Source organism: Inhella gelatinilytica (assembly GCF_016093295.1).
Lineage (GTDB): Bacteria > Pseudomonadota > Gammaproteobacteria > Burkholderiales > Burkholderiaceae_C > Inhella > Inhella gelatinilytica.
This window is the reverse complement of sequence record NZ_JAEDAL010000001.1, coordinates 554,562-573,942: the sequence shown is the minus strand read 5'-3', so window position 1 is coordinate 573,942 and position 19,381 is coordinate 554,562. Positions and strand designations below refer to the sequence as shown.

The following is a 19,381-nucleotide window of genomic DNA, read 5'->3' as shown; positions in this document are numbered from 1 at the left end:
CTAGAAATGCCTTCCACTTTGACTTTGCAGCGCGGCCCAGACCGACGCCCCGTGCCTGTGCCGCGAACCCTTTCCCTCCTTTGCGCCGTGTTCGTGTTCGCCGCCCCCGAGGGCCAGGCTGCGCGACTCTCACCCATCAAGACCCTGGCCGAGCGAGAGGGGGGCCGGGGACCGGTCGTCTTGCGCGCCCAGCGCATCGATGGCGCACTGGGCAAGATCCTCAAGGCTGAGGGTGAGGTGGAACTGCGTCACCTGGAAACCCTGTTGCGAGCCCCGAGTCTGCAGTACGACGAGACTCGAGATGAGGTCCGCAGTCCGGGGCCAGTGGAGTTGGAGCACCAGGGCAGTCGCCTCAAAGGGGTCCAACTGCGCCTGGAGCTCGAGAAATTTCTGGGTGAGTTGATTGACCCCAGCTATTTCATTGCCCAAACGGGGGGCAGCGGCGTGGCCAAGCGCATGGACTTTCTGGGGGAGCAGCGCATGCGGGCTCAGGACGCCCGCTATTCGAGCTGCCCTCGGGAGGACAACCCGAGCCCCGCTTGGGAGTTGCACACCGAGCGTTTGGATTTGGATTTTCAAGCGCACGAGGGGCGGGCCCAGGGGGCCGTGCTGCGCTTTCAGGGCATCCCCATATTGGCGGCGCCGGCCTTGAGTTTCCCCTTGGGGGATGAGCGCAAGTCGGGTTGGCTGCCCCCGCACTTTGGCGCGGATAGCCGCGGGGGGGTGGAACTCTCGGTCCCCTACTACTTCAATTTGGCCCCCCACTATGACGCCACGGTCACGCCCTTTGTGATGACGCGGCGCGGGATGGGGGCTGATGTGGAAGGGCGTTGGCGAGGGCGCAGCCTACAAGCCGAATGGGTCAACAGTTGGTTGCCGAATGACCGGGTGGCAGGTACCACACGGTGGTCCACGCGGGCGCTGGTGCACGGCGAGGTGGGCGCAGGGTGGTACACGCAAGGGGCGCTGGAGCGCGTCAGCGATGATGACTACTGGAAAGATCTGCGCCGGCGCGTCACCAGTTTGACCCCGCGGCTTCTGGCGCGCGATGTCCAGGCCGAACGCCAGTGGGGCTGGGGTGAAACCCAGTTGCAAGCCTATGGCCGTGTCCAGGGCTGGCAGGTGGCCCAGACCGCCGATGTGTCTACCCGCATCGTGGCCCCCTACCAACGCGAACCGCAGGTGGGGCTGCGATTGCGGAGCCACGCGGAGGTCAATCTGTTGTCCGGTTTTGTGTTGCCGCAACAGCGGCCTCACCTGGAATCGGTTCTGGAGTTGGAGTACAACCGATTCACGCTGCCGAGCCGGGCGCTGGCGACGCAGCAGCCCGGTGGCGAGCGTTTGCATGCGGTGGGTGATTTGAGTGTGCCCTTCGGTGATGCGGGGTGGTGGTTGGTTCCACGCCTGCGCGTGAATGCGGCGCAATACCGCATGCTTCAGCCCTTGGCGGATGGTCGCAAGAAAGCCAGTCAGGTGATTCCCAGTTTTTCGGTGGATACCGGATGGGTGCTGGAGCGCGACAGCTCCTTGCTCGGTGAAGCGATGCGCCAAAGCTTGGAGCCGCGTCTGTTGTATGTCGATACGCCCTACCGGGCGCAGGACACCTTGCCAAATTTTGATTCGGCACCCCGTGACTTCAATGTGGACTCGATCTACCACGTCAATGAGTTCACCGGCATTGACCGCGTTGCGGATGCGCGCCAGCTCGCCTTTGGCGCGGTGAGTCGCTGGACGGACCCTCGCGACGGGGAGGAGCGATTGCGGCTGGGGGTCGTCCAGCGGTATCAGTTTCGAACCCAGCGCATCACCGGGGAAGTGGATGGCGTGAATCGGAATTTGTCCGACGTCCTTGTGGCCGGGAGCGCCCACTTGGCGGCGCCATGGTGGGTCGATGCAGCGATGCAGTTTGACCCCGACAAACGGCGCAACGTGCTCTCCGTGGTCTCGGGTCGCTACCAGCCGGGCCCATTCCGCACCGTGAGTTTGGCTTACCGACTCAATCGCGGCCTGAGCGAACAGCTGGATCTGGCTTGGCAGTGGCCGCTGTGGGGCCGCGGGGCGACCGCCGCGTCAGGGAGCTCTTGCAGCGGGGCTTGGTACAGCGCGGGTCGTGTGCAGTACAGCTTGCGTGATCGCCGCATCACCGATTCGCTGGTGGGCGTGGAATACGACGCTGGCTGTTGGGTGCTGCGCATGGGGGTGGAGCGGCTCTCTACCGGTCTGGCCGAAGCCAACACGCGTTTGCTGCTGCAGTTGGAACTGGTGGGCCTGTCGCGATTTGGGTCCAACGCTCTCAAGGTCCTGAGGGACAATGTGCCCGGTTACCGCCCTTTGGCCAGCGACAACACGCCCTGATCCTTCCCATGACTGTGTTTCCTTTGCGCGCGCTTGTGATGGCGCTGTCCCTGGTTTTTGCTGGTGCCGCACACGCTCAGCCGGCCAATGCCAAACCTCCCCTGGATAGTCGCGCAGGCCCCACGCCTTCGGCGGCGGCGGCGGAGGACGCGGCCGCTCGGGCCCGGCGTCAACCCGGTGATCACATCGCGGTTGTTGTGAACCAGGACGTGGTGACCGCCGGCGAAATCACGGTGCGCGCGGAGCGCGCGCGCGAAGAGGCGCGGATGCGGGGAGACGCCTCGCTCGATGCCCTGACAGCGCGCGAGCAAGCCAAAGAAGCCCTGATTGAAGATCGGGTGCTGGTGACCTATGCCCGCGACTCGGGGGCTCGGGTGGACGAGGCCGAGTTGGACCGCGTGGTGGCGAACGTGGCGGCGCAGAACCGGCTGAGCCTGGATCAGCTGAAGCAGCGCCTTCAAGAGGATGGCATTGACTTCAAGCGTTTCCGCGAGAACATGCGGGATCAGATGCTGATCGAGCGCATTCGTGAGCGCGAAGTGATTGGTCGCATTCGGGTGACGGACGGTGAGATTGATCAGCTGTTGGCGGACCGTGCCGCCCAGGCGGCGCGCAATGCGCCCCTGAATGTGGCCCAAATCTTGGTGACCGTGCCAGCGGACGCCACAGAGCCTGACCGGCAGGCCCGTCGTCAGCGGGCGGAGCAAGCCCTGGCGCGGGTGCGGTCCGGTGAAGACTTTGCCAAGGTGGCGGCCGAGATCAGTGAGGACGCGAACCGAACCAAGGGCGGTGAAGTCGGCCTGCGGCCGGCGGACCGGCTTCCGGATCTCTTTGTGCAGGGCGCGGAGGGGTTGAAGTCCGGTGAGGTCTTGGGTCGTTTGTTGATCTCTGAGGCGGGCTATCACGTGCTCAAGTTGGTTGAGCGCAAAGAAGCGGGTTCGTCCCCCAATCAAATCACCGAAACGCGGGCCCGTCACATCCTGCTGCGCCCGTCGGAGAAGCTGTCACCGGAACTGGCCCTGCAACGCCTGAAAGAATTCAAACGTGCGATCGAAAGCGGCCGCGCAACGTTTGAGGATTTGGCAAAGCAGCACTCAGAAGACGGCAGTGCCCCGCAGGGCGGCGATTTGGGGTGGGCGGCACCGGGCATGTTTGTGCCCGAGTTCGAAGAAGTGATGAATCGGCTGGATGCCAACATGCTGTCGGAGCCGCTGCAATCGCGATTCGGTATGCACTTGATTCAAGTGCTGGAGCGGCGCACCAAAGAGGTGGATGCCCGCCAGCTGCGCGACCAAGCGCGGGGGCAGTTGCGCGAGCGCAAGTTCGAGGAGGCCTACAAGGAGTGGGTCAAGGACCTGCGGGCACGCGCATTCATTGAGATGCGCGATGGCGCCAACTGAGCGCCGTGGCTGAACATCAAGCCCGAAAGCGATTTGGTCAGCACTTTCTGACCGATACGGCCGTCATTGACGCCATTGTTCGGGCCATTGCCCCCAAAGCCGGTGAGCCCATGGTCGAAATTGGGCCCGGTTTGGCGGCGATGACCCAGCCCCTGGTCGAGCGCCTGGGGCACCTGACGGTGATCGAATTGGATCGCGACTTGGCGGCACGCTTGCGCCAACATCCGCATTTGACCGTAGTGGAAAGCGACGTGCTGAAGGTGGACTTCGCCCAGTTCCCCGCCGGCGTGCGGGTGGTCGGCAACCTGCCCTACAACATCAGCTCACCCATCCTGTTTCATCTCCTTCCCTTTGCTCACCATGTGGGGGATCAGCACTTCATGCTGCAAAAGGAGGTGATCGATCGCATGGCGGCCGAGCCCGGCCATAAGGACTATGGACGCCTGTCGGTGATGCTGCAGTGGCGCTATGACGTCGAAGCCCTCTTTGATGTGCCGCCGGAAGCTTTTGATCCGCCGCCCCGGGTGATGTCGGCCATCGTTCGCATGACGCCATGGAAGCGGCCCGCGGTCTTGGATCCGAAGGTCTTGGAAGAACTCGTGGCGGTGGCCTTTTCGCAGCGCCGCAAACTGTTGCGTCACACGCTGGGGCGCTGGTTGACCGAGCAGGACTATTCGGGCGACTTTGATGTGCAACGCCGGGCTGAAGAGGTGCCCGTTGCCGAGTTCGTGGCGCTGGCGCAGGCCTTGAGCGCCCACTAAGGCGCGCCACGCGCCAAAAACAAAGGCGCCGGAGGGCGCCTTTGTTTTTGGGTCAAACCGGCCTCAAGCCGCGTTCAACCAAGCCGAGGTGTCGAATGCCGAACACATCAGGGGCAGGTTCAGCCCGAAATTCGGGTTGCCCCCCGCCTTGTTGGCGGCGCTCTTGGGCAGGGGTTTTTCAATGGCAGGAGAGGCAGGCTCCAGGCTGCGCGACTCCCAAATGCCGGCCTCCTGTGCCGGGTACTGGCAGGAGTAGAAGCAGCGGAACTGGATGCGGCGGTCCGACCAATAATCGGCGGCCTCACGGAACACGTCGAGCAATTGCTCCCGGGACTCCCGGTCAAATTTGGCGTTGTCGGGCAGCAATTCCAGCACGACCACAAAGCCCGGCTGGGGGCCGGACTTGTGCACCAAGTCGGTCATGCAGTCGTACAGGGCATCCAAATTCTTGCCGAAATGCTCGGGGAACATGAACTGTTCGGCGATGCGCTCGACCACCTCCTGTTTGGAGCCGGCGTCGGCCAGGTGAGCGTACAGAAAGTGCTGGCCGGCTTGCGCCGCCGCCTGCTGCAAATCCTCCGGGCGGTAGGCGCGAATGGCCTGCACCACATTGGGACGGATGTTCTGCAACAACATGCTCAATTCCTCGACGTATCTACAAAGAACAGGTGGGGGATCTCACTGCGGCTTTCAAGGCACGATACGCCGAAAGCTGCTGTAGTGATCCTCGGTGTAATAGCAGACTTCAGGTCTAACTGGAACTTCACCGCCGCACACCAATCGCCGCGCCCCTCGACCTCGGGTCTTGGGTGTTTTGACCGTGTATTCGCGGTAATGCCCGCGTGATTTTTTTGGGAGCAAGCGTTCGCGATTGCCAAACACGGTGCCGTCCTTGGCAAAGGGAAAGGGCCCCCCTGCCAAGACCAGTTCATGCGTTCGACGCGCTTGAACCGGAAGCTCCGACAACGCCACATCCGGTGTGGAGCCTGCCGCTGCCTCGCGGGCCTGCGCCGGCGAACCGGCCAGCAGGGCCCCAAGCAGCAGGCTTTGTGCAATGCACGATCCCCACCACCGCCATGGACGTTGCGTTTCCGTCCTCGTTCCCATCAATACCACGGGTTTGCCCTGAATTCAGCCCTAAATGGTAGCGAATTGAGGCTAAAAGCTCAAGCCTGCGGATGCTCGTGCGGCCTGGGGGCATCCCCAGTTGCGCGGCTCTGGAGGGTGGGCATCGCTTTTTAAATCAACAACTTGCGTCGAATTGCTGAATTTCGCTGCAGTGCAAAAAAATTGAAATTAACGGCCCGCGTTGGCATCCGCGACCGTCAAAGCCGTCAAGTTCACGATGCGGCGCACCGTGGCCGAAGGGGTCAGGATGTGCACCGGCTTGGCGGCCCCCAGGAGGACCGGGCCGATCGCGATGCCGCTGCCGGCCGTGGTTTTCAGCAGGTTGTAGGCAATGTTGGCGGCATCGATGTTGGGCATCACCAGCAGGTTTGCCTCGCCGTTGAGGGTCGAGCGGGGCATGAGTTTGGTGCGGTACGCCGCGTCCAGGGCGGTGTCGCCGTGCATTTCACCGTCCACCTCCAGCCAAGGCGCTTGGTCGCGCAGCAGCCCCAGGGTTTCTCGCATCTTCAGGGCTGAGGGCTGGTTGCTGGAGCCAAAGTTGGAGTGGCTCAGCAGAGCGGCCTTGGGGCGCAGGCCGAAGCGGCGCATTTCCTCGGCGGCCAGGATGGTGATTTCCGCCAACTGCTCGGCCGAAGGGTCGTAGTTGACGTGGGTGTCCACCAGCATGACCTGCCGCCCGGGCAGGATCAGGCCATTCATGCAGGCATAGGTTTTGACACCCGGTCGCTTGCCGATGATCTGGTCGATGTAGTGCAGGTGCGAGGCCGTGGTGTTCCAGGTGCCGCACAGCATGCCGTCGGCATCGCCTTTGTGCAGCAACATGGCGCTGACCAGGGTCAGTCGACGGCGCATCTCGATCTTGGCGAGTTGCTCGGTGACACCCTTGCGTTCCCCCATCTGGTGGTAGGTCTGCCAGAAGTCGCGGTAGCGCGGATCGTCCTCGATGTTGCAGACCTCGAAGTCCTGGCCCGGACGCACGCGCAGGCCGAAGCGCTCACAGCGTCGCGCGATCACGGCGGGTCGACCCACGAGGATGGGTCGTGCCAGACCCTCGTCCACCACGACCTGAACCGCGCGCATCACGCGCTCGTCCTCGCCCTCGGCAAACACCACCCGTTTGGCTTTGGCCTTCTTGGCGATGTTGAAAATGGGCTTCATCGTTGTGCCACTGGCGTAGACGAAGCTCTGCAGCTTTTCGCGATAGGCCGCGAAGTCTTGAATGGGGCGTTGGGCGACCCCGCTGTCCATCGCGGCCTTGGCCACGGCGGGGGCGATGCGCTCCATCAGCCGCGGATCAAAAGGCTTGGGGATCAGATAGTCCGGCCCGAAGCTCAGCTTGGCGCCGGCGTAGGCGGCGGCCACCACCTCGCTTTGCTCCGCTTGCGCCAGTTCCGCGATGGCGTGCACGGCCGCCACTTCCATCTCATCGGTGATCGTGGTGGCGCCGCAGTCCAGCGCCCCCCGGAAGATGTAGGGGAAGCACAGGACGTTGTTGACTTGGTTGGGGTAGTCGCTGCGACCGGTGGCCATGATGGCGTCGTCGCGCACCGCTTGCACCTCTTCCGGCAGGATTTCCGGGGTCGGGTTGGCCAGGGCCAGGATCAAGGGGCGCTGTGCCATCGCCTTGACCATATCCGGCTTGAGCACGCCGCCGGCCGACAGGCCCAGAAACACATCGGCGCCGGCAATCACCTCGGCGAGCTTGCGAGCGTCGGTCTTTTGAGCGAACTGAATCTTGTCCGGGTCCATCAGCTCGGTGCGGCCCTCATAGACCACCCCGGCCAGGTCCGTCACCCAGATGTTTTTGCGCGGGACCCCCAGCTTGACCAGCAGGTTCAAGCAGGCCAGCGCAGCGGCGCCGGCGCCGCTGGTCACGAGTTTGATCTCGTCCAGCTTCTTGCCCAGGACCTTGAGGCCATTGATCAAAGCGGCGCCGACGACGATGGCCGTGCCGTGCTGGTCGTCGTGGAAGACCGGAATCTTCATGCGCTCGCGCAAGCGGCGTTCGACCTCGAAGCAGTCCGGGGCCTTGATGTCTTCCAGGTTGATGCCGCCAAAGGTGGGCTCCATGGCGGCGATGATTTCGACGAGCTTGGCCGGGTCCTTCTCGCGCAGCTCGATGTCAAAGACGTCGATGCCGGCGAACTTTTTGAACAGCACCGCCTTGCCTTCCATCACGGGCTTGGCGGCTTCAGGGCCGATGTCGCCCAGGCCCAGCACGGCCGTGCCATTGGTGACCACGGCCACCAAGTTGCCGCGGGCGGTGTAGCGAAAGATCGAGGCCGGGTCTTCGACGATGGCCTCGCAGGCGGCCGCCACGCCGGGCGAGTAGGCGAGCGCCAAGTCCCGCTGGTTCACCAGCCCTTTGGTGGCGGTGATGGCGAGCTTGCCCGGCGTCGGGAACTCGTGATATTCGAGGGCGGCTTGGCGCAACTGGGCGCGTTGTTCTTCGGTCGTCGGCATGGCGGGGAGTGAAGGCTCCAAAGGAGCCGAGTGTGCCGCAGCCCCTACGATCCAAGCTTCTGCTTTTATGCGAACCCTGCATGTCGCTTGGTGAGTTTGAATTGATCCACCGCTGCTTCCAACGCGCCACCCCCAAGGGCGTGGTGGCGGTGGGCATTGGGGACGACTGTGCGGTGCTGCAACCCACCCCTGGCTGCCAGTGGTTGGTGTCGACCGACATGCTGGTGGAGGGGCGGCACTTCTTGTCCACGGTCGAACCGGATCGACTGGGCCATAAGGCCCTGGCCGTCAACCTGTCAGACCTCGCCGCTTGTGGTGCGACCCCCAAGGCGTTCTTTTTGGCCTTGGCCTTGCCGCGCGCCGATGCGGCTTGGTGCGACGCTTTCGCTCAGGGACTGTTTGCGCTGGCGGATGCCCACGGCATCGTGCTGGCTGGGGGGGACACGACCGCTGGCCCCCTCAACGTGAGCGTAACCGTGATGGGGGAGGTGCCGACGGGGCAAGCCCTGCTGCGCAGCGGCGCCCGTGTGGGGGACGAGGTGTGGGTCAGCGGCAGTTTGGGCGATGCCCGTTTGGCGCTGGAGGTGTTTCGTGGCCGTCTGGCGCTGCCTGGGGAGGCTTTTGCGCAGGTGCGTCGTGCCATGGAATGCCCTCAGCCGCGGGTGGCCTTGGGGCTGGCGCTGAGGCGGCTGGCGACCAGCGCGATTGACGTGTCGGATGGCTTCCTGGGGGATCTGGGCCATGTGCTGAAGTCCTCGAACGTCGGGGCGACGATTCGTGCCGATGCCCTGCCGCGAAGCGCCTTGTTGGCCGCGCAGAGTACTGGGGTGCAGCGGCTCTGTACGCTCACCGGAGGGGACGATTACGAACTGGTGTTCACCGCCCCGAGCCAGGACCACGCGGCGGTGGTCGCGCTGGGGCAATCGCTGGGCGTGCGCTTGACGGCGGTCGGGCAGATTGACCCCGAGCCCGGGCTGCGGCTCACCGATGCGCAAGGCCGGCTTTTTGACTCGGGCCTGCAAAGCTTTGACCACTTCAAGAGCCCATGAGTACCCACCCCAGCTTTCGTTTCATGGTGGCGCATCCTGCGCGCTGGATTGCGTTGGGCCTGGGCTCTGGCCTTTCGCCCAAGGCACCGGGTACGGCCGGCACGCTGGCGGCCTGGGTCGGTTATGCGCTCTTGAGTCGTTGGTTCGGTCCTGCGGAGTGGCTGATGCTGCTGGTGTTGGGCGCGGCGGTGGGCGTCTGGGCCTGTACGCGCTGTGCTCAGCACCTGGGGATGGCGGACCCCGGCGCCATCGTGTGGGATGAGGTACTGGCGTTTTGGGGGGTGCTGTGGGCGGTCGGCCCCGTCGATTTTTGGCAGCAGGCCGTGCTGTTCGGCCTGTTCCGGCTATTCGATGCCGCCAAGCCGGGCCCGGTGCGCTGGGCGGACCAGGCCTTCAAGCTCCGGCCGGGCGAGGCCATTGGTTGGCGCCAGGGATTGGGGATCATGCTGGATGACTTTGTTGCGGCGGCCTGTACGCTGGGGGTCTGGTTTGCGGCCGTGGCCCTGTTGCGCTGAGAGGAGACGACCATGTTTGCCGAAGAAGCCGAACTGATTGAACGCATCGCGGTGGCCCTGATTCGCCGCAAGGAGCGCATGGGGGTGGCGGAGAGTTGCACGGGCGGTTTGATTGGGGCGGCCTGCACCTCGCTGGCCGGCTCCAGTCAATGGTTTGAGCGAGGCGTCGTCAGTTACTCCGATCAGTCCAAGACGGAGCTGCTGGGCGTGCCGGCGGCCGTGATCAGCCTGAATGGGTCGGTCAGCGAGGCGGTGGCAGGGCACATGGCCCGGGGTTTGCTGGCCCATGCGCCACTGGACTGGGCGCTGGCGGTTACGGGCATTGCCGGCCCCAGCGGGGGCTCGGAGGGCAAGCCGGTGGGCACCGTGTGTTTGGCAATCGCGCACGATGGGCGTCTGGTGCGGGTGTGGCGTGAGCAGTTTGGCGGCAACCGCCATGCGGTTCGCGTGGCCACGGTGATGGCCGGGCTCGGCGCCCTGTGCGAATTGCTGGAAGACGGCGACGCGTGAATCGCTGTGCGGCCTCAGGCTCGTAAGCGCTGATGGGTCAGGGCTTCGCAGCCCATCAACGTCCATTGGCGCAATGCGGCCCAGGGGTCCAGCGGCCAGCCGGGTTCCCGCAACCCTTTGCAAATGCCCTCGACCTGGTGGGCGGCGATAAGCAGCTGATCCAGCTGAACCAGGCTCAAGCGGGGCAGGGCGCGCTCAAACCATTTTTCTTTTGGGCCCCACACCCGGGCCTCTCGCATCGCCAGCGGCTGCGGTTGCCCCGCAGCCAGCGCCCGTTTGAGGCGACGCAGCGCCCGGATGTCGTCGGCCAACAACCAGTGCAGGCGAACGACGGCCTCGCCCTCGGCCTCCAGGGCATCGAGCAGGTGCAGGCAGCGCCCCACGTCCCCGGCCCACAGGGCTTCGGAGAGCTGCCCAGCCTCGAAACGGGCCACGTCGGTGACGGCCGACTCGATCCCCTCCGCGGTCAGGGGGGTGTCGGGGAACAGCAGGGCCAGCTTTTCCAGTTCTTGTTGGGCGGCCAGCAAATTGCCTTCCACGCGATCGGCCAGCACGGTCAGGGCTTCCTGGCCCGCAGGGCCGTCGGCCAAACGAAGCCCCAGGCGGCGGGCGCGTCCGGCCAGCCATGCCGGCAGGGCGCGGCGCTCAATGGGGTCGGCCCGCAGGTTCACGCCTGCGCCATCCAGGGCGGCGAACCAGGCGCTGGTCTGCTGGGTGCGGTCCAGACGGGGCAGGCTGACCAAGACCAACAAGTCCGGTCCAGCTTGGGTTGCGAGTTGCTGCAGCGCCTCGCTGCCTTCTTTGCCGGGCTTTCCGCTGGGGATGCGAATTTCGACAATGCGCCGGCTGGCGAACAGCGAGAGGGCGGCGGACTCGCCCAGCACCCCGCTCCAGTCGAAGTGCGCGCCCGCGACGGTGAACACTTGGCGCTCGTCAAATCCCTGTTGCCGGGCCGTGCGACGAACGGTATCCAACGCTTCATTGGCGAGCAGGGTTTCGTCCCCGTGCACCGTGTACACCGCCCGCAAGCCCTTGCCGAGGTGGGTGTCCAGGTCGTCCAGCTTGACTTGCACGGCGCAGCGCTTACTTCAAGCGAATCGCGGCCAGCCGCCGCAGGAGCAACGAGACGGCCTCGGCATGCATGGCCCGTCGCAGGTCGGCCTCTTCGGCTTCTTTGGCCAGCGCCAAGGACTCGGTGGTGCTGAGGTCGCGGGTCAAGTGCAACTCGGACGTGGGCAGCAAGACTTCATCCTGTGGGGTGGTCAAGCGATAGCTGAGCACCAAATGCAGCTGCCAGGCGCGCACTTGGCCCGCCGCCGTGCTGGCCACCGCCACCCGATGGTGAGACTCCCTCAAGACCTCCAGCACGACCTGGGCCTGCGAGCGCTGCGGAACCACTTGCACGGGCGTGCGGGCCAGCTGGCGCTCTAAGGCGAGGCGCAGCGGTGAGCGCTCGCCAAACCCGCTGAGGTGGAGGCGCTCCATGGGCAGCTGCGGCGCCTGCCGCAGCTGAAAGCCGCAGCCGGCCAGCAGCGCCGCCGGCAGCAGGCCCAGGGCTGTGCGTCGGTGAACGGCCATCAGAGGACCACGTTCACCAAACGGCCCGGCACGATCACGACCTTTTTGGGCACCGCGCCATTGCTGAACTTGGCGAACTCTTCTGTGGCCAGGGCGGCGGCCTCGATGGCGGCCTTGTCGGCACCAGCGGGCACTTTGATCGAGCCGCGCAGCTTGCCGCTGATCTGCAGCATCAGTTCAATTTCATCTTGAACCAGCGCTGCGTCGTCGACCTTGGGCCAGGGCGCATCGAGCAGGTCACCCAGATCGCCGGCAAAGCCCAGGTCTTCCCACATCACATGGGTGAGGTGCGGGCAGGCCGGGTACAGCGCGCGCAGCAGCACCGAGACGCCCTCGCGTAGCGCGGCGGCGTCGCCGGCGGCCGGGCTCTTGAAGCCTTCGAGCGCGTTCAGCAGCTTCATTGCGCCGCTGACCACGGTGTTGTATTGCAGGCGCTCGTAGTCGTGGCTGATCTGCTTGAGCACCAAGTGCACCTCGCGGCGCAGGGCCTTGGCGTCGGCGCTCAGGGCGTTGAAGTCGCGGCCCGCCGCCTTCAGCAACTCGGCCTGCTTTTGGCCAAAGTTCCACACCCGCTTCAGGAAGCGGTGCGCGCCTTCGACGCCGGCGTCGTTCCACTCCAGCGTCTGCTCGGGCGGGCTGGCGAACATCACAAAGAGGCGGGCGGTGTCGGCACCGTACTGGTCGATCAGCGCCTGCGGGTCCACGCCGTTGTTCTTCGACTTGGACATCGTGCCGATGCCGTTGTACTCAACCATCGAGCCATCGGATTTCAGCTTGGCGCCGGTGACACGGCCGTCCTCGCCGAACACGTTCTCAACCTCATGCGGCCAGAAGTACTCAATGCCACCCTTCTCGCCCTTGCGGCTGTAGATGTGGTTGAGCACCATGCCTTGCGTGAGCAGCTTTTTGAAAGGCTCGCTGACCTTGACCAGGCCCAGGTCGCGCATCACCTTGGTCCAGAAGCGTGCGTACAGCAGGTGCAGGATGGCGTGTTCGATGCCGCCGATGTACTGGTCCATCGGCATCCAATATTGCGTGCCGCCCGCCACCATGGCCTCGGTGTTGGTCGGGTCGCAATAGCGCATGAAGTACCAGGACGAATCCACGAAGGTGTCCATGGTGTCGGTCTCGCGCGTCGCCGGCTTGCCGCACTTGGGGCAGTCGACGTGCAGGAAGTCCGCGCGGTGTTTCAGCGGGTTGCCGCTGCCGTCGGGGATGCAGTCCTCAGGCAGCACCACGGGCAGGTCTTTTTCGGGCACGGGCACCGGGCCGCAATCCTCGCAATGGATGATGGGGATCGGCGTGCCCCAATAGCGCTGGCGGCTGATGCCCCAGTCGCGCAGGCGGAAGGTGGTCTTCTTTTCGCCCAAGCCCTTGGCGGCGACCAAGTCAGCCACCTTGCTCACGGCCTCGGCGAAGCCCAGGCCGTTCAGCACGCCCGATTCGATGCAGCGGCCGTTCTGCTTGTCGGCGTACCACTCCTGCCAGGTGGTGGTGTCATAGGCGTGGCCGTTGACGTCAATGACCTGCTTGATCGGCAGCCCGTACTTGTTGGCAAAGGCGAAGTCGCGCTCGTCGTGCGCAGGCACCCCCATCACGGCGCCGTCGCCATAGCTCATCAGCACGTAGTTGCCGATCCACACCTCGACCTGCGCGCCGGTCAGCGGGTGGGTCACGAACAGGCCCGTGGGCTGGCCCTTCTTTTCCTGCGTGGCCAACTCGGCCTCGGTGGTGCCCCCGGCCTTGCATTCCTCGATGAAGGCGGCGAGCTTGGGGTTTGTGGCGGCAGCATGCGCGGCCAGCGGGTGCTCGGGCGCCACGGCGCAGAAGGTCACGCCCATGATCGTGTCGGCGCGCGTGGTGAAGACGTAGAGCTTGCCGTCCTGAATCAGCTGGCCGTCAACGCCGCGGATCTCGTGCGGGAAGGCGAAACGAACGCCCACGCTCTTGCCGATCCAGTTCTCCTGCATCAGGCGCACGCGTTCGGGCCAGCCGCTGAGGTAGTTCGGGTCCTCGGGGTTGGCCACCGCGCTCAAGAGCTCATCGGCGTACTTGACGATGTTCAGGTAGTAGCCCGGGATCTCGCGCTTTTCCACCGGGGCACCGCTGCGCCAGCCTTTGCCATCAATGACCTGCTCGTTGGCCAACACGGTCTGGTCCACCGGGTCCCAATTGACGATCTGGGTGCGACGCTCGGCAATGCCGGCTTCCAGCATCTTCAGGAACAGCCACTGGTTCCACTTGTAGTACGTGGGGTCGCAGGTGGCGACTTCGCGGCTCCAGTCGATGGCCAGGCCCATGGCCTGCATCTGGCTCTTCATCACCGCGATGTTGGAGTAGGTCCACTGCGCGGGCGGCACCTTGCCCTTGAGTGCGGCGTTCTCGGCCGGCAGGCCGAAGGCGTCCCAGCCCATGGGCATCAGGACGTTGTAGCCCTGCATGCGCAGCTGGCGCGCCAGCATGTCGTTGATGGTGTAGTTGCGCACATGGCCCATGTGCAGCTTGCCCGAGGGGTAGGGCAGCATGGAGCAGGCGTAGTACTTGGGCTTGCTGGCGTCCTCGACGACCTTGTAAGCGTCGATGGCGGACCAATGGGCGTGGGCGCGCGCTTCGATGGTGCGCGGCGAGAACTCGATGGGGGTACTCATGCCCCCATTGTCCTATGAGGCCGGCGTCGCCTTACCGGGGCGCGGAGGCTGGTGCGGCGGTCACGAAAGCCAGCCGGGTCAGCTTCAGTGACTGCAGCTGGTCCAGCAAGGTCGCCACACGACCGTAGGGCACGGTTTGATCGATGGCCAGCTGAATCTCGGCTTCGGGATCGGCCTGCGCCAAGGCGGTCAAGCGGGCTTGCAGCGTTGCGGCGTCGACGGCCTGATCGTTCCAAAACGCCTGACCCCGGGCATCCAACGAGACTCGTGCGGGTTCTGCCGCGCTGCTGGGCAGGGGCTGGGCGGCCATGGCTTTGGGCAGGTCCAGCTGCAGGGCCGCCGTCATCAGCGGTGCGGCCACCATGAAGATGACCAGCAACACCAGCATCACGTCGATCAGCGGCGTCATGTTGATGTCGCTCATCGGCGGCGCGGCTTCCCGCCGCTCCAGGCGCCCAAAACTCATCGTGCGGCCCGCGCGGCCTGCCACTCGCGCAAATCGTGCGCAAACCCTTCCAGCTCGGCTTCCAGTGCGGCGACACGTTTGCCGAAGATGTTGTAGGCCAGCACGGCGGGAATCGCGACCGCCAAGCCGGCGGCCGTCATCACCAGGGCCTCCCCCACCGGCCCCGCGATGCGGTCCATGCTCAGGGCGCCCCCGCCGCCCAGGTCCAACAGCGCTTGGTAAATCCCCCACACCGTACCGAAGAGCCCCACAAAGGGCGCAGTCGCGCCAATCGACGCCAGCGCGACCTGACCGAAGCTCAGCCGGCGCAGACTGAGGTGCAAGGCATCCCGCAGTTGGCGGGTCAATCGGGCGTCGACCGGCCCTTGCTCGGCCAGCGAGCCCTGCACCTGAGGTGCGGTGCTGGCTTGAAGCAGCGGTGCCAGCAGCCCTTCGCGGTCCAGCTGGGCCGCCTGGGTGCTGCCCTGCTCCCACGTGGGGGCGGCCCAGAAGGCCGCCAGGGCAGGGGGCAAGCCAGACTGCGCGCGCCAGAGCGTGAGGCTGCGCCAAAAAATCAGGGACCAGCTCAGCACCGACATGGCCAATAGCAGCAAAGCCACGGTGCGGCCAATGACATCGGTGGCGGACCAAACATGAATGAAGTCGGGCATGGCTTACAGGCAGTCGCGCATGGCGTACAGACCCGGCGCTTGGTTGGCGAGCCAGCGCGCAGCATGGAGCGCACCTTGTGCGTAATGCACCCGACTGCTGGACTTGTGCGCGATTTCAATGCGTTCGCCCTCGCCGCAGAACATCACCGTGTGGTCGCCGACGATGTCCCCGCCGCGCACGGTCGAGAAGCCGATGCGGCCCGCCTCGCGGGGCCCGGTGTGGCCCTCCCGCGTGTAGGTCGCCACCTCGGCCAGGCTGTGACCCTGGGCGCGGGCCATCACCTCGCCCATCTGCAGCGCCGTCCCGCTTGGGGCGTCGACCTTGTGGCGGTGGTGGGCTTCGACGATTTCGATGTCATAGCCTGCGTTCAACTGTCGCGCCGCCTGCTCCAGCAGCGCCATGACCACGTTGACGCCAATGCTGGTGTTGGGGGCCCACAGCACAGGGATCCGCTGGCCCGCTTGAGCCAGTCGCTCACGCTCACCGGGCCCAAACCCCGTGGTGCCGATCACCAGCGGCAGCCCCAAGGTTTCGCAAGCCACCAGGCTGCGAAGACTGCTCTCGACCCGAGAGTAATCAATCAGTACTTGGGCATCGGCCAGGACTTCGTTCAAGTCGGCGCTGAAACGCACCCCGCAGGTTTGACCCAGGCCTTGAGCGGCGTCCTGTCCCAGCTGGCCGGACTGCGGGCTCACCCCAGCGCCCACCAAGAGGCAGTCGCTGGAGGCGAGGATTTGCTGCACCAGCATTTGACCCATGCGGCCGCTGGCACCGGCCAGGGCGATACGCAAGCGCGGGCTCACTTTTCCAGCGGCGGGAACGCGCGGGTGGCCCCCGTGGGCTCCGCCGTTTTGGCCTCGGGTCGAACGGGTTTGGGCAGCGCCGCGCGCTCGGCGTCGCTCAGTTCCAACTTGGGCGTTCCGCCCTTGCCCTTGAAGGTGTTGATTGAGGCCACGAATTCGCTTTCCGTCGGCAGGTCGGCGGGGACCTCCAGATTCTTGAGCCTGTCGCCTTCAAACCAGGCCACCACACGGCGCGCCTGGGGCGCGGCACCTTGACGGCGAATGCTGAAGGCGTAATCCCAGCGCTGGGTGTGGAAGACATCGGCCACCATCGGAGAGCCCAGGACATCGCGCACCTGCTCCCGCGTCATGTCCGGTTTGACCTGAGCGGCCATCTCCTTGGTGACCACATTGCCTTGCACGATTTCGACTCGATAGAGCGGCACCACGCCCATGAAACGGTCGCCATGGTTCACCCAGGACGAGCAGCCGGCCAGGGCCAACAAGGCCACAGGCACCAGGCCGCGGCAGAACAATCGCGTCGAATCAAACATGCTCAAGCATCCAATCCCGGGGGGCTGCCCCTTTGCGCCGCAGGCCGAATCGCCTGCTGGCTATGATCGAACGATTCTAGGTAAGTTGTTCAACCCGCCTTGGGCAGGCCGGCATGACGCACAGCGAAGAGATCAAAAACAGCGGCCTCAAGGCCACCCTGCCGCGCATCAAAGTGCTGGAAGTCTTTCAGCGCTCTTCGCGCCGTCACCTCAGCGCCGAGGATGTTTACAAAATCTTGTTGGCAGAGGACGCGGACATAGGATTGGCCACCGTGTATCGGGTCCTGACCCAGTTTGAGCAGGCGGGACTTTTGCATCGCAACCACTTTGAGTCGGGCAAGGCCGTCTTTGAACTCAATGAAGGCCATCATCACGATCACCTGGTCTGCCTGACCTGCGGGAAGGTCGAAGAATTTTTCGACGAAGCGATTGAGCAGCGGCAGCAGGCCATTGCCCGCGAACGCGGCTTTGCGCTGCAAGAGCACTCCCTGTCGCTCTACGCCGACTGCATCAAGAAAGACTGCCCGAGTCGCAAGGGCTAAGCCCTGCCGCCACGGCGCGCGTGGTCAGAGGGGCTCGTCGCCCCCGCGCTCCAGCGCCCGTTGGTGGCGCTGGACGAACTCTTGGTAGGTGTCGATGCCGCGCAACTGCAGGATGGTGTTGCGCACGGCGGCCTCGACCAACACCGCCAAGTTGCGGCCGGCATCCACGGCGATCACCACTTTGCGGGTCGGCACATTGAGCACGTCTTCATACAGCGGCTCGTAGGGGATGCGCTCGAAATCGCGTTCCAGGGTTTCGCGACGCACCAAGTGCACGATGAGCTTGAGGCGCATCTTGCGGCGTACGGCGGTCTCGCCAAAGATGGCTTTGATGTCCAGCAGGCCAATGCCCCGCACCTCCAGCAAATTGGCCAGCAGTTCCGGGCAGCGCCCCACGATCACGTCCTGGGCGATGCGAAAAAAATCGACGGCATCGTCGGCAACCAAGCCGTGGCCGCGGGAAATCAGTTCCAGGCCCAGTTCGCTCTTGCCGAGCCCCGACTCGCCCGTAACGAGCACGCCCAACCCAAGAATGTCCAAGAACACCCCATGGCGAGAGGTGCGGATGGCGCACAACTGCGCCAAATAGGAGCGCACCACGTCGATCACATAACCCGCCGAGGCGTCGGTGCGGAACAGCGGAATATCGGCCCGGTCGCACATGGCGACCAACTTGGGTGGGGGCTCGGAGGCATCGGCAATGATGATGACCGGCGGCTCCAATGTGACGATGCGGGAAACCCGCCGATCCAGCACCTCGTCACTGGCCTGGGTCAAATAAGCGACCTCACGGTGGCCGACGATTTGCACCCGGTAGGGATGGATGTAGTTCAGGTATCCGACCAAATCGGCGGCCGACTGGGCGTCGCGGAGTGCGGCCTCGTCAAATCGACGCTCCGGGTGGGCATGGCCAGCGATCCAGTGCCAGCGCAAAGATTCGCGGTGTTCTTCAAAAAGCCGATCCGCGCTGATCGAAACCGCCTTCATGCGCGCACCCTCTGCGCGATCATGCGGTCGACGGGGCCGGTTGCCATTGCGTGATCAAGCGATGCAGGGCCCCGGTGTCCGTGTCGGTTTTCAAGCGCTCGCGCAACTCCCGGTCACTGAGCATTTCCGCAATCTCAGAGAGGATTTCAAGGTGCCGCTGGGTCGCCGCTTCGGGGACCAGCAGCACGATGAGCAAAGTCACGGGCTCTTCATCCGGGGCGTCAAACCCAATCGGCTGCTGCAGGCGCAGCACGGCCGCCAAAGGGTTCTTGAGTCCCTTGATCCGCCCATGGGGAATCGCCACGCCATGGCCCAAGCCGGTGGACCCCAGGCGCTCGCGGGCAAACAGGTTGTCCGTGACCGACGCGCGGGCGATGCCTTGATGGTTTTCAAACAGCAAGCCCGCCTGTTCAAAGGCGCGCTTCTTGCTGGTGGCGTCCACGCCCACTTGCACGTTTTGTGCAGGCAGGATGGCGGCGAGTCGGTTCATGGGGTGAAAAGGGCGGCGGGCGTGAACCCGGGAGGAGGCAAATTATAGAAATCAGGTGAAATCGCCGCAGACATCAGCAAAAAGGCGGCGCGAGGCCGCCTTTTTGCTGAGCCCAGTCGCTCAAGACGCGGCTTCGATGTCCAACCTCTTGGCGGGGGTATGGCTGTGGGCCTGCGTCATTTCCTTGTGACGGCACACGGCCCGATCCAACTTGTCCATCAACTGATCGATGGCGGCATACAGGTCCTCGTTCGCCTGTTCCACGAAGATGTCCTTGCCCTTGACCCGCACGGTCACTTCCGCGCGCTGTCGACGTTCTTTCTCCTTTTGCTTTTCTACGGTGAGCAGCACGTTGACGTCCACGACTTGGTCGAAATGGCGCGTCACGCGATCCAGCTTCGTCACCACGTATTCACGCAGAGCCGGGGTCACTTCCAGGTGGTGTCCGCTGATCGTCAGATTCATAAAGGAGCCTCCTTTCAAGGCAGCGCAACAAAAACGC

19 protein-coding genes and 1 pseudogene are annotated in these 19,381 nt (G+C 64.7%); 7 read left to right on the top strand and 13 right to left on the bottom strand.

Annotated elements, in window-relative coordinates; genetic code table 11:
* Positions 1 to 6 precede the first annotated feature (6 nt).
* From I7X43_RS02690 to rsmA, 3 genes are read left to right on the top strand one after another with little or no spacing between them, the layout of a single operon-like run.
* The gene (locus tag I7X43_RS02690) at positions 7 to 2,355 is read left to right on the top strand and encodes an LPS-assembly protein LptD (protein ID WP_198099347.1); all 2,349 of its coding nucleotides are present in this window, start codon (positions 7 to 9) and stop codon (positions 2,353 to 2,355) included.
* A gap of 8 nt (positions 2,356 to 2,363) precedes the next feature.
* Positions 2,364 to 3,755: a peptidylprolyl isomerase gene (locus tag I7X43_RS02685; RefSeq protein ID WP_198099346.1), complete on the top strand. Its 1,392-nt coding sequence runs from the start codon at positions 2,364 to 2,366 to the stop codon at positions 3,753 to 3,755.
* A 5-nt stretch (positions 3,756 to 3,760) separates the two neighbouring features.
* Positions 3,761 to 4,516: a 16S rRNA (adenine(1518)-N(6)/adenine(1519)-N(6))-dimethyltransferase RsmA gene (gene rsmA / locus I7X43_RS02680; protein WP_198099345.1), complete on the top strand. Its 756-nt coding sequence runs from the start codon at positions 3,761 to 3,763 to the stop codon at positions 4,514 to 4,516.
* A gap of 249 nt (positions 4,517 to 4,765) precedes the next feature.
* Here rsmA and I7X43_RS02675 read toward each other — a convergent pair.
* The 3 genes and pseudogenes from I7X43_RS02675 to I7X43_RS02665 all read right to left on the bottom strand — a co-directional run.
* Positions 4,766 to 5,152 (bottom strand): annotated as a pseudogene (locus tag I7X43_RS02675) (barstar family protein); the annotation flags it as partial.
* Positions 5,153 to 5,206: 54 nt separating this feature from the next.
* Positions 5,207 to 5,623 carry a guanyl-specific ribonuclease gene (locus I7X43_RS02670; RefSeq protein WP_198099343.1) on the bottom strand — a complete coding sequence of 139 codons (417 nt, stop codon included), beginning with the start codon at positions 5,621 to 5,623 and terminating at the stop codon, positions 5,207 to 5,209.
* Positions 5,624 to 5,812: 189 nt separating this feature from the next.
* On the bottom strand, positions 5,813 to 8,107 hold the full coding sequence (locus tag I7X43_RS02665) for an NADP-dependent malic enzyme (protein ID WP_198099342.1): 2,295 nt from the start codon (positions 8,105 to 8,107) through the stop codon (positions 5,813 to 5,815).
* A gap of 80 nt (positions 8,108 to 8,187) precedes the next feature.
* Between I7X43_RS02665 and thiL the strand changes: the two genes are divergently transcribed.
* Genes thiL through I7X43_RS02650 form a run of 3 tightly spaced genes read left to right on the top strand, consistent with a single transcriptional unit; the run spans position 8,188 to position 10,181 of the window.
* Positions 8,188 to 9,156: a thiamine-phosphate kinase gene (gene thiL, locus I7X43_RS02660; protein ID WP_198099341.1), complete on the top strand. Its 969-nt coding sequence runs from the start codon at positions 8,188 to 8,190 to the stop codon at positions 9,154 to 9,156.
* Positions 9,153 to 9,671 (top strand): phosphatidylglycerophosphatase A family protein, encoded by a 519-nt coding sequence (locus tag I7X43_RS02655; protein WP_198099340.1) that lies wholly within the window; start codon positions 9,153 to 9,155, stop codon positions 9,669 to 9,671. The genes thiL and I7X43_RS02655 overlap by 4 nt, the downstream gene beginning before the upstream one ends.
* A gap of 12 nt (positions 9,672 to 9,683) precedes the next feature.
* Positions 9,684 to 10,181: a CinA family protein gene (locus I7X43_RS02650; protein ID WP_198099339.1), complete on the top strand. Its 498-nt coding sequence runs from the start codon at positions 9,684 to 9,686 to the stop codon at positions 10,179 to 10,181.
* Between the two features lie 14 nt (positions 10,182 to 10,195).
* Here the strand turns inward: I7X43_RS02650 and holA are convergent, their stop codons facing one another.
* From holA to I7X43_RS02615, 7 genes are read right to left on the bottom strand one after another with little or no spacing between them, the layout of a single operon-like run.
* Positions 10,196 to 11,254, bottom strand: a complete 1,059-nt coding sequence (holA, locus tag I7X43_RS02645; RefSeq protein WP_198099338.1) for a DNA polymerase III subunit delta — start codon at positions 11,252 to 11,254, stop codon at positions 10,196 to 10,198.
* 10 nt (positions 11,255 to 11,264) lie between these two features.
* Positions 11,265 to 11,759 carry an LPS-assembly lipoprotein LptE gene (locus I7X43_RS02640; RefSeq protein ID WP_198099337.1) on the bottom strand — a complete coding sequence of 165 codons (495 nt, stop codon included), beginning with the start codon at positions 11,757 to 11,759 and terminating at the stop codon, positions 11,265 to 11,267.
* Complete coding sequence (gene leuS / locus I7X43_RS02635; RefSeq protein WP_198099336.1) at positions 11,759 to 14,407, bottom strand: leucine--tRNA ligase; 2,649 nt, start codon at positions 14,405 to 14,407, stop codon at positions 11,759 to 11,761. The genes I7X43_RS02640 and leuS overlap by 1 nt, the downstream gene beginning before the upstream one ends.
* 31 nt (positions 14,408 to 14,438) lie before the next feature.
* The gene (locus tag I7X43_RS02630) at positions 14,439 to 14,873 is read right to left on the bottom strand and encodes an ExbD/TolR family protein (RefSeq protein WP_198099335.1); all 435 of its coding nucleotides are present in this window, start codon (positions 14,871 to 14,873) and stop codon (positions 14,439 to 14,441) included.
* Positions 14,870 to 15,523 (bottom strand): MotA/TolQ/ExbB proton channel family protein, encoded by a 654-nt coding sequence (locus I7X43_RS02625; RefSeq protein ID WP_198099334.1) that lies wholly within the window; start codon positions 15,521 to 15,523, stop codon positions 14,870 to 14,872. Before I7X43_RS02625 ends, I7X43_RS02630 begins: the two co-directional genes overlap by 4 nt.
* Before the next feature lie 3 nt (positions 15,524 to 15,526).
* The gene (gene dapB, locus I7X43_RS02620) at positions 15,527 to 16,327 is read right to left on the bottom strand and encodes a 4-hydroxy-tetrahydrodipicolinate reductase (protein ID WP_198099333.1); all 801 of its coding nucleotides are present in this window, start codon (positions 16,325 to 16,327) and stop codon (positions 15,527 to 15,529) included.
* A complete protein-coding gene (locus I7X43_RS02615; RefSeq protein WP_198099332.1) occupies positions 16,324 to 16,860 on the bottom strand; it encodes an outer membrane protein assembly factor BamE in 537 nt (178 codons plus the stop codon). The genes dapB and I7X43_RS02615 overlap by 4 nt, the downstream gene beginning before the upstream one ends.
* Positions 16,861 to 16,973: 113 nt before the next feature.
* On the opposite strand from I7X43_RS02615, the gene fur reads away from it, so the two are divergent.
* Positions 16,974 to 17,402: a ferric iron uptake transcriptional regulator gene (fur, locus tag I7X43_RS02610; RefSeq protein ID WP_198099331.1), complete on the top strand. Its 429-nt coding sequence runs from the start codon at positions 16,974 to 16,976 to the stop codon at positions 17,400 to 17,402.
* A 24-nt stretch (positions 17,403 to 17,426) separates the two neighbouring features.
* Here fur and hprK read toward each other — a convergent pair whose 3' ends face one another.
* The 3 genes from hprK to hpf all read right to left on the bottom strand — a co-directional run bounded on the left by hprK (position 17,427) and on the right by hpf (position 19,344).
* Positions 17,427 to 18,389: an HPr(Ser) kinase/phosphatase gene (gene hprK / locus I7X43_RS02605; protein WP_198099330.1), complete on the bottom strand. Its 963-nt coding sequence runs from the start codon at positions 18,387 to 18,389 to the stop codon at positions 17,427 to 17,429.
* 19 nt (positions 18,390 to 18,408) lie between these two features.
* On the bottom strand, positions 18,409 to 18,879 hold the full coding sequence (gene ptsN, locus I7X43_RS02600; protein WP_198099329.1) for a PTS IIA-like nitrogen regulatory protein PtsN: 471 nt from the start codon (positions 18,877 to 18,879) through the stop codon (positions 18,409 to 18,411).
* Between the two features lie 120 nt (positions 18,880 to 18,999).
* Positions 19,000 to 19,344, bottom strand: coding sequence for a ribosome hibernation-promoting factor, HPF/YfiA family (hpf, locus tag I7X43_RS02595; RefSeq protein WP_198099328.1), 345 nt, complete (start codon positions 19,342 to 19,344; stop codon positions 19,000 to 19,002).
* Positions 19,345 to 19,381: the final 37 nt, after the last annotated feature.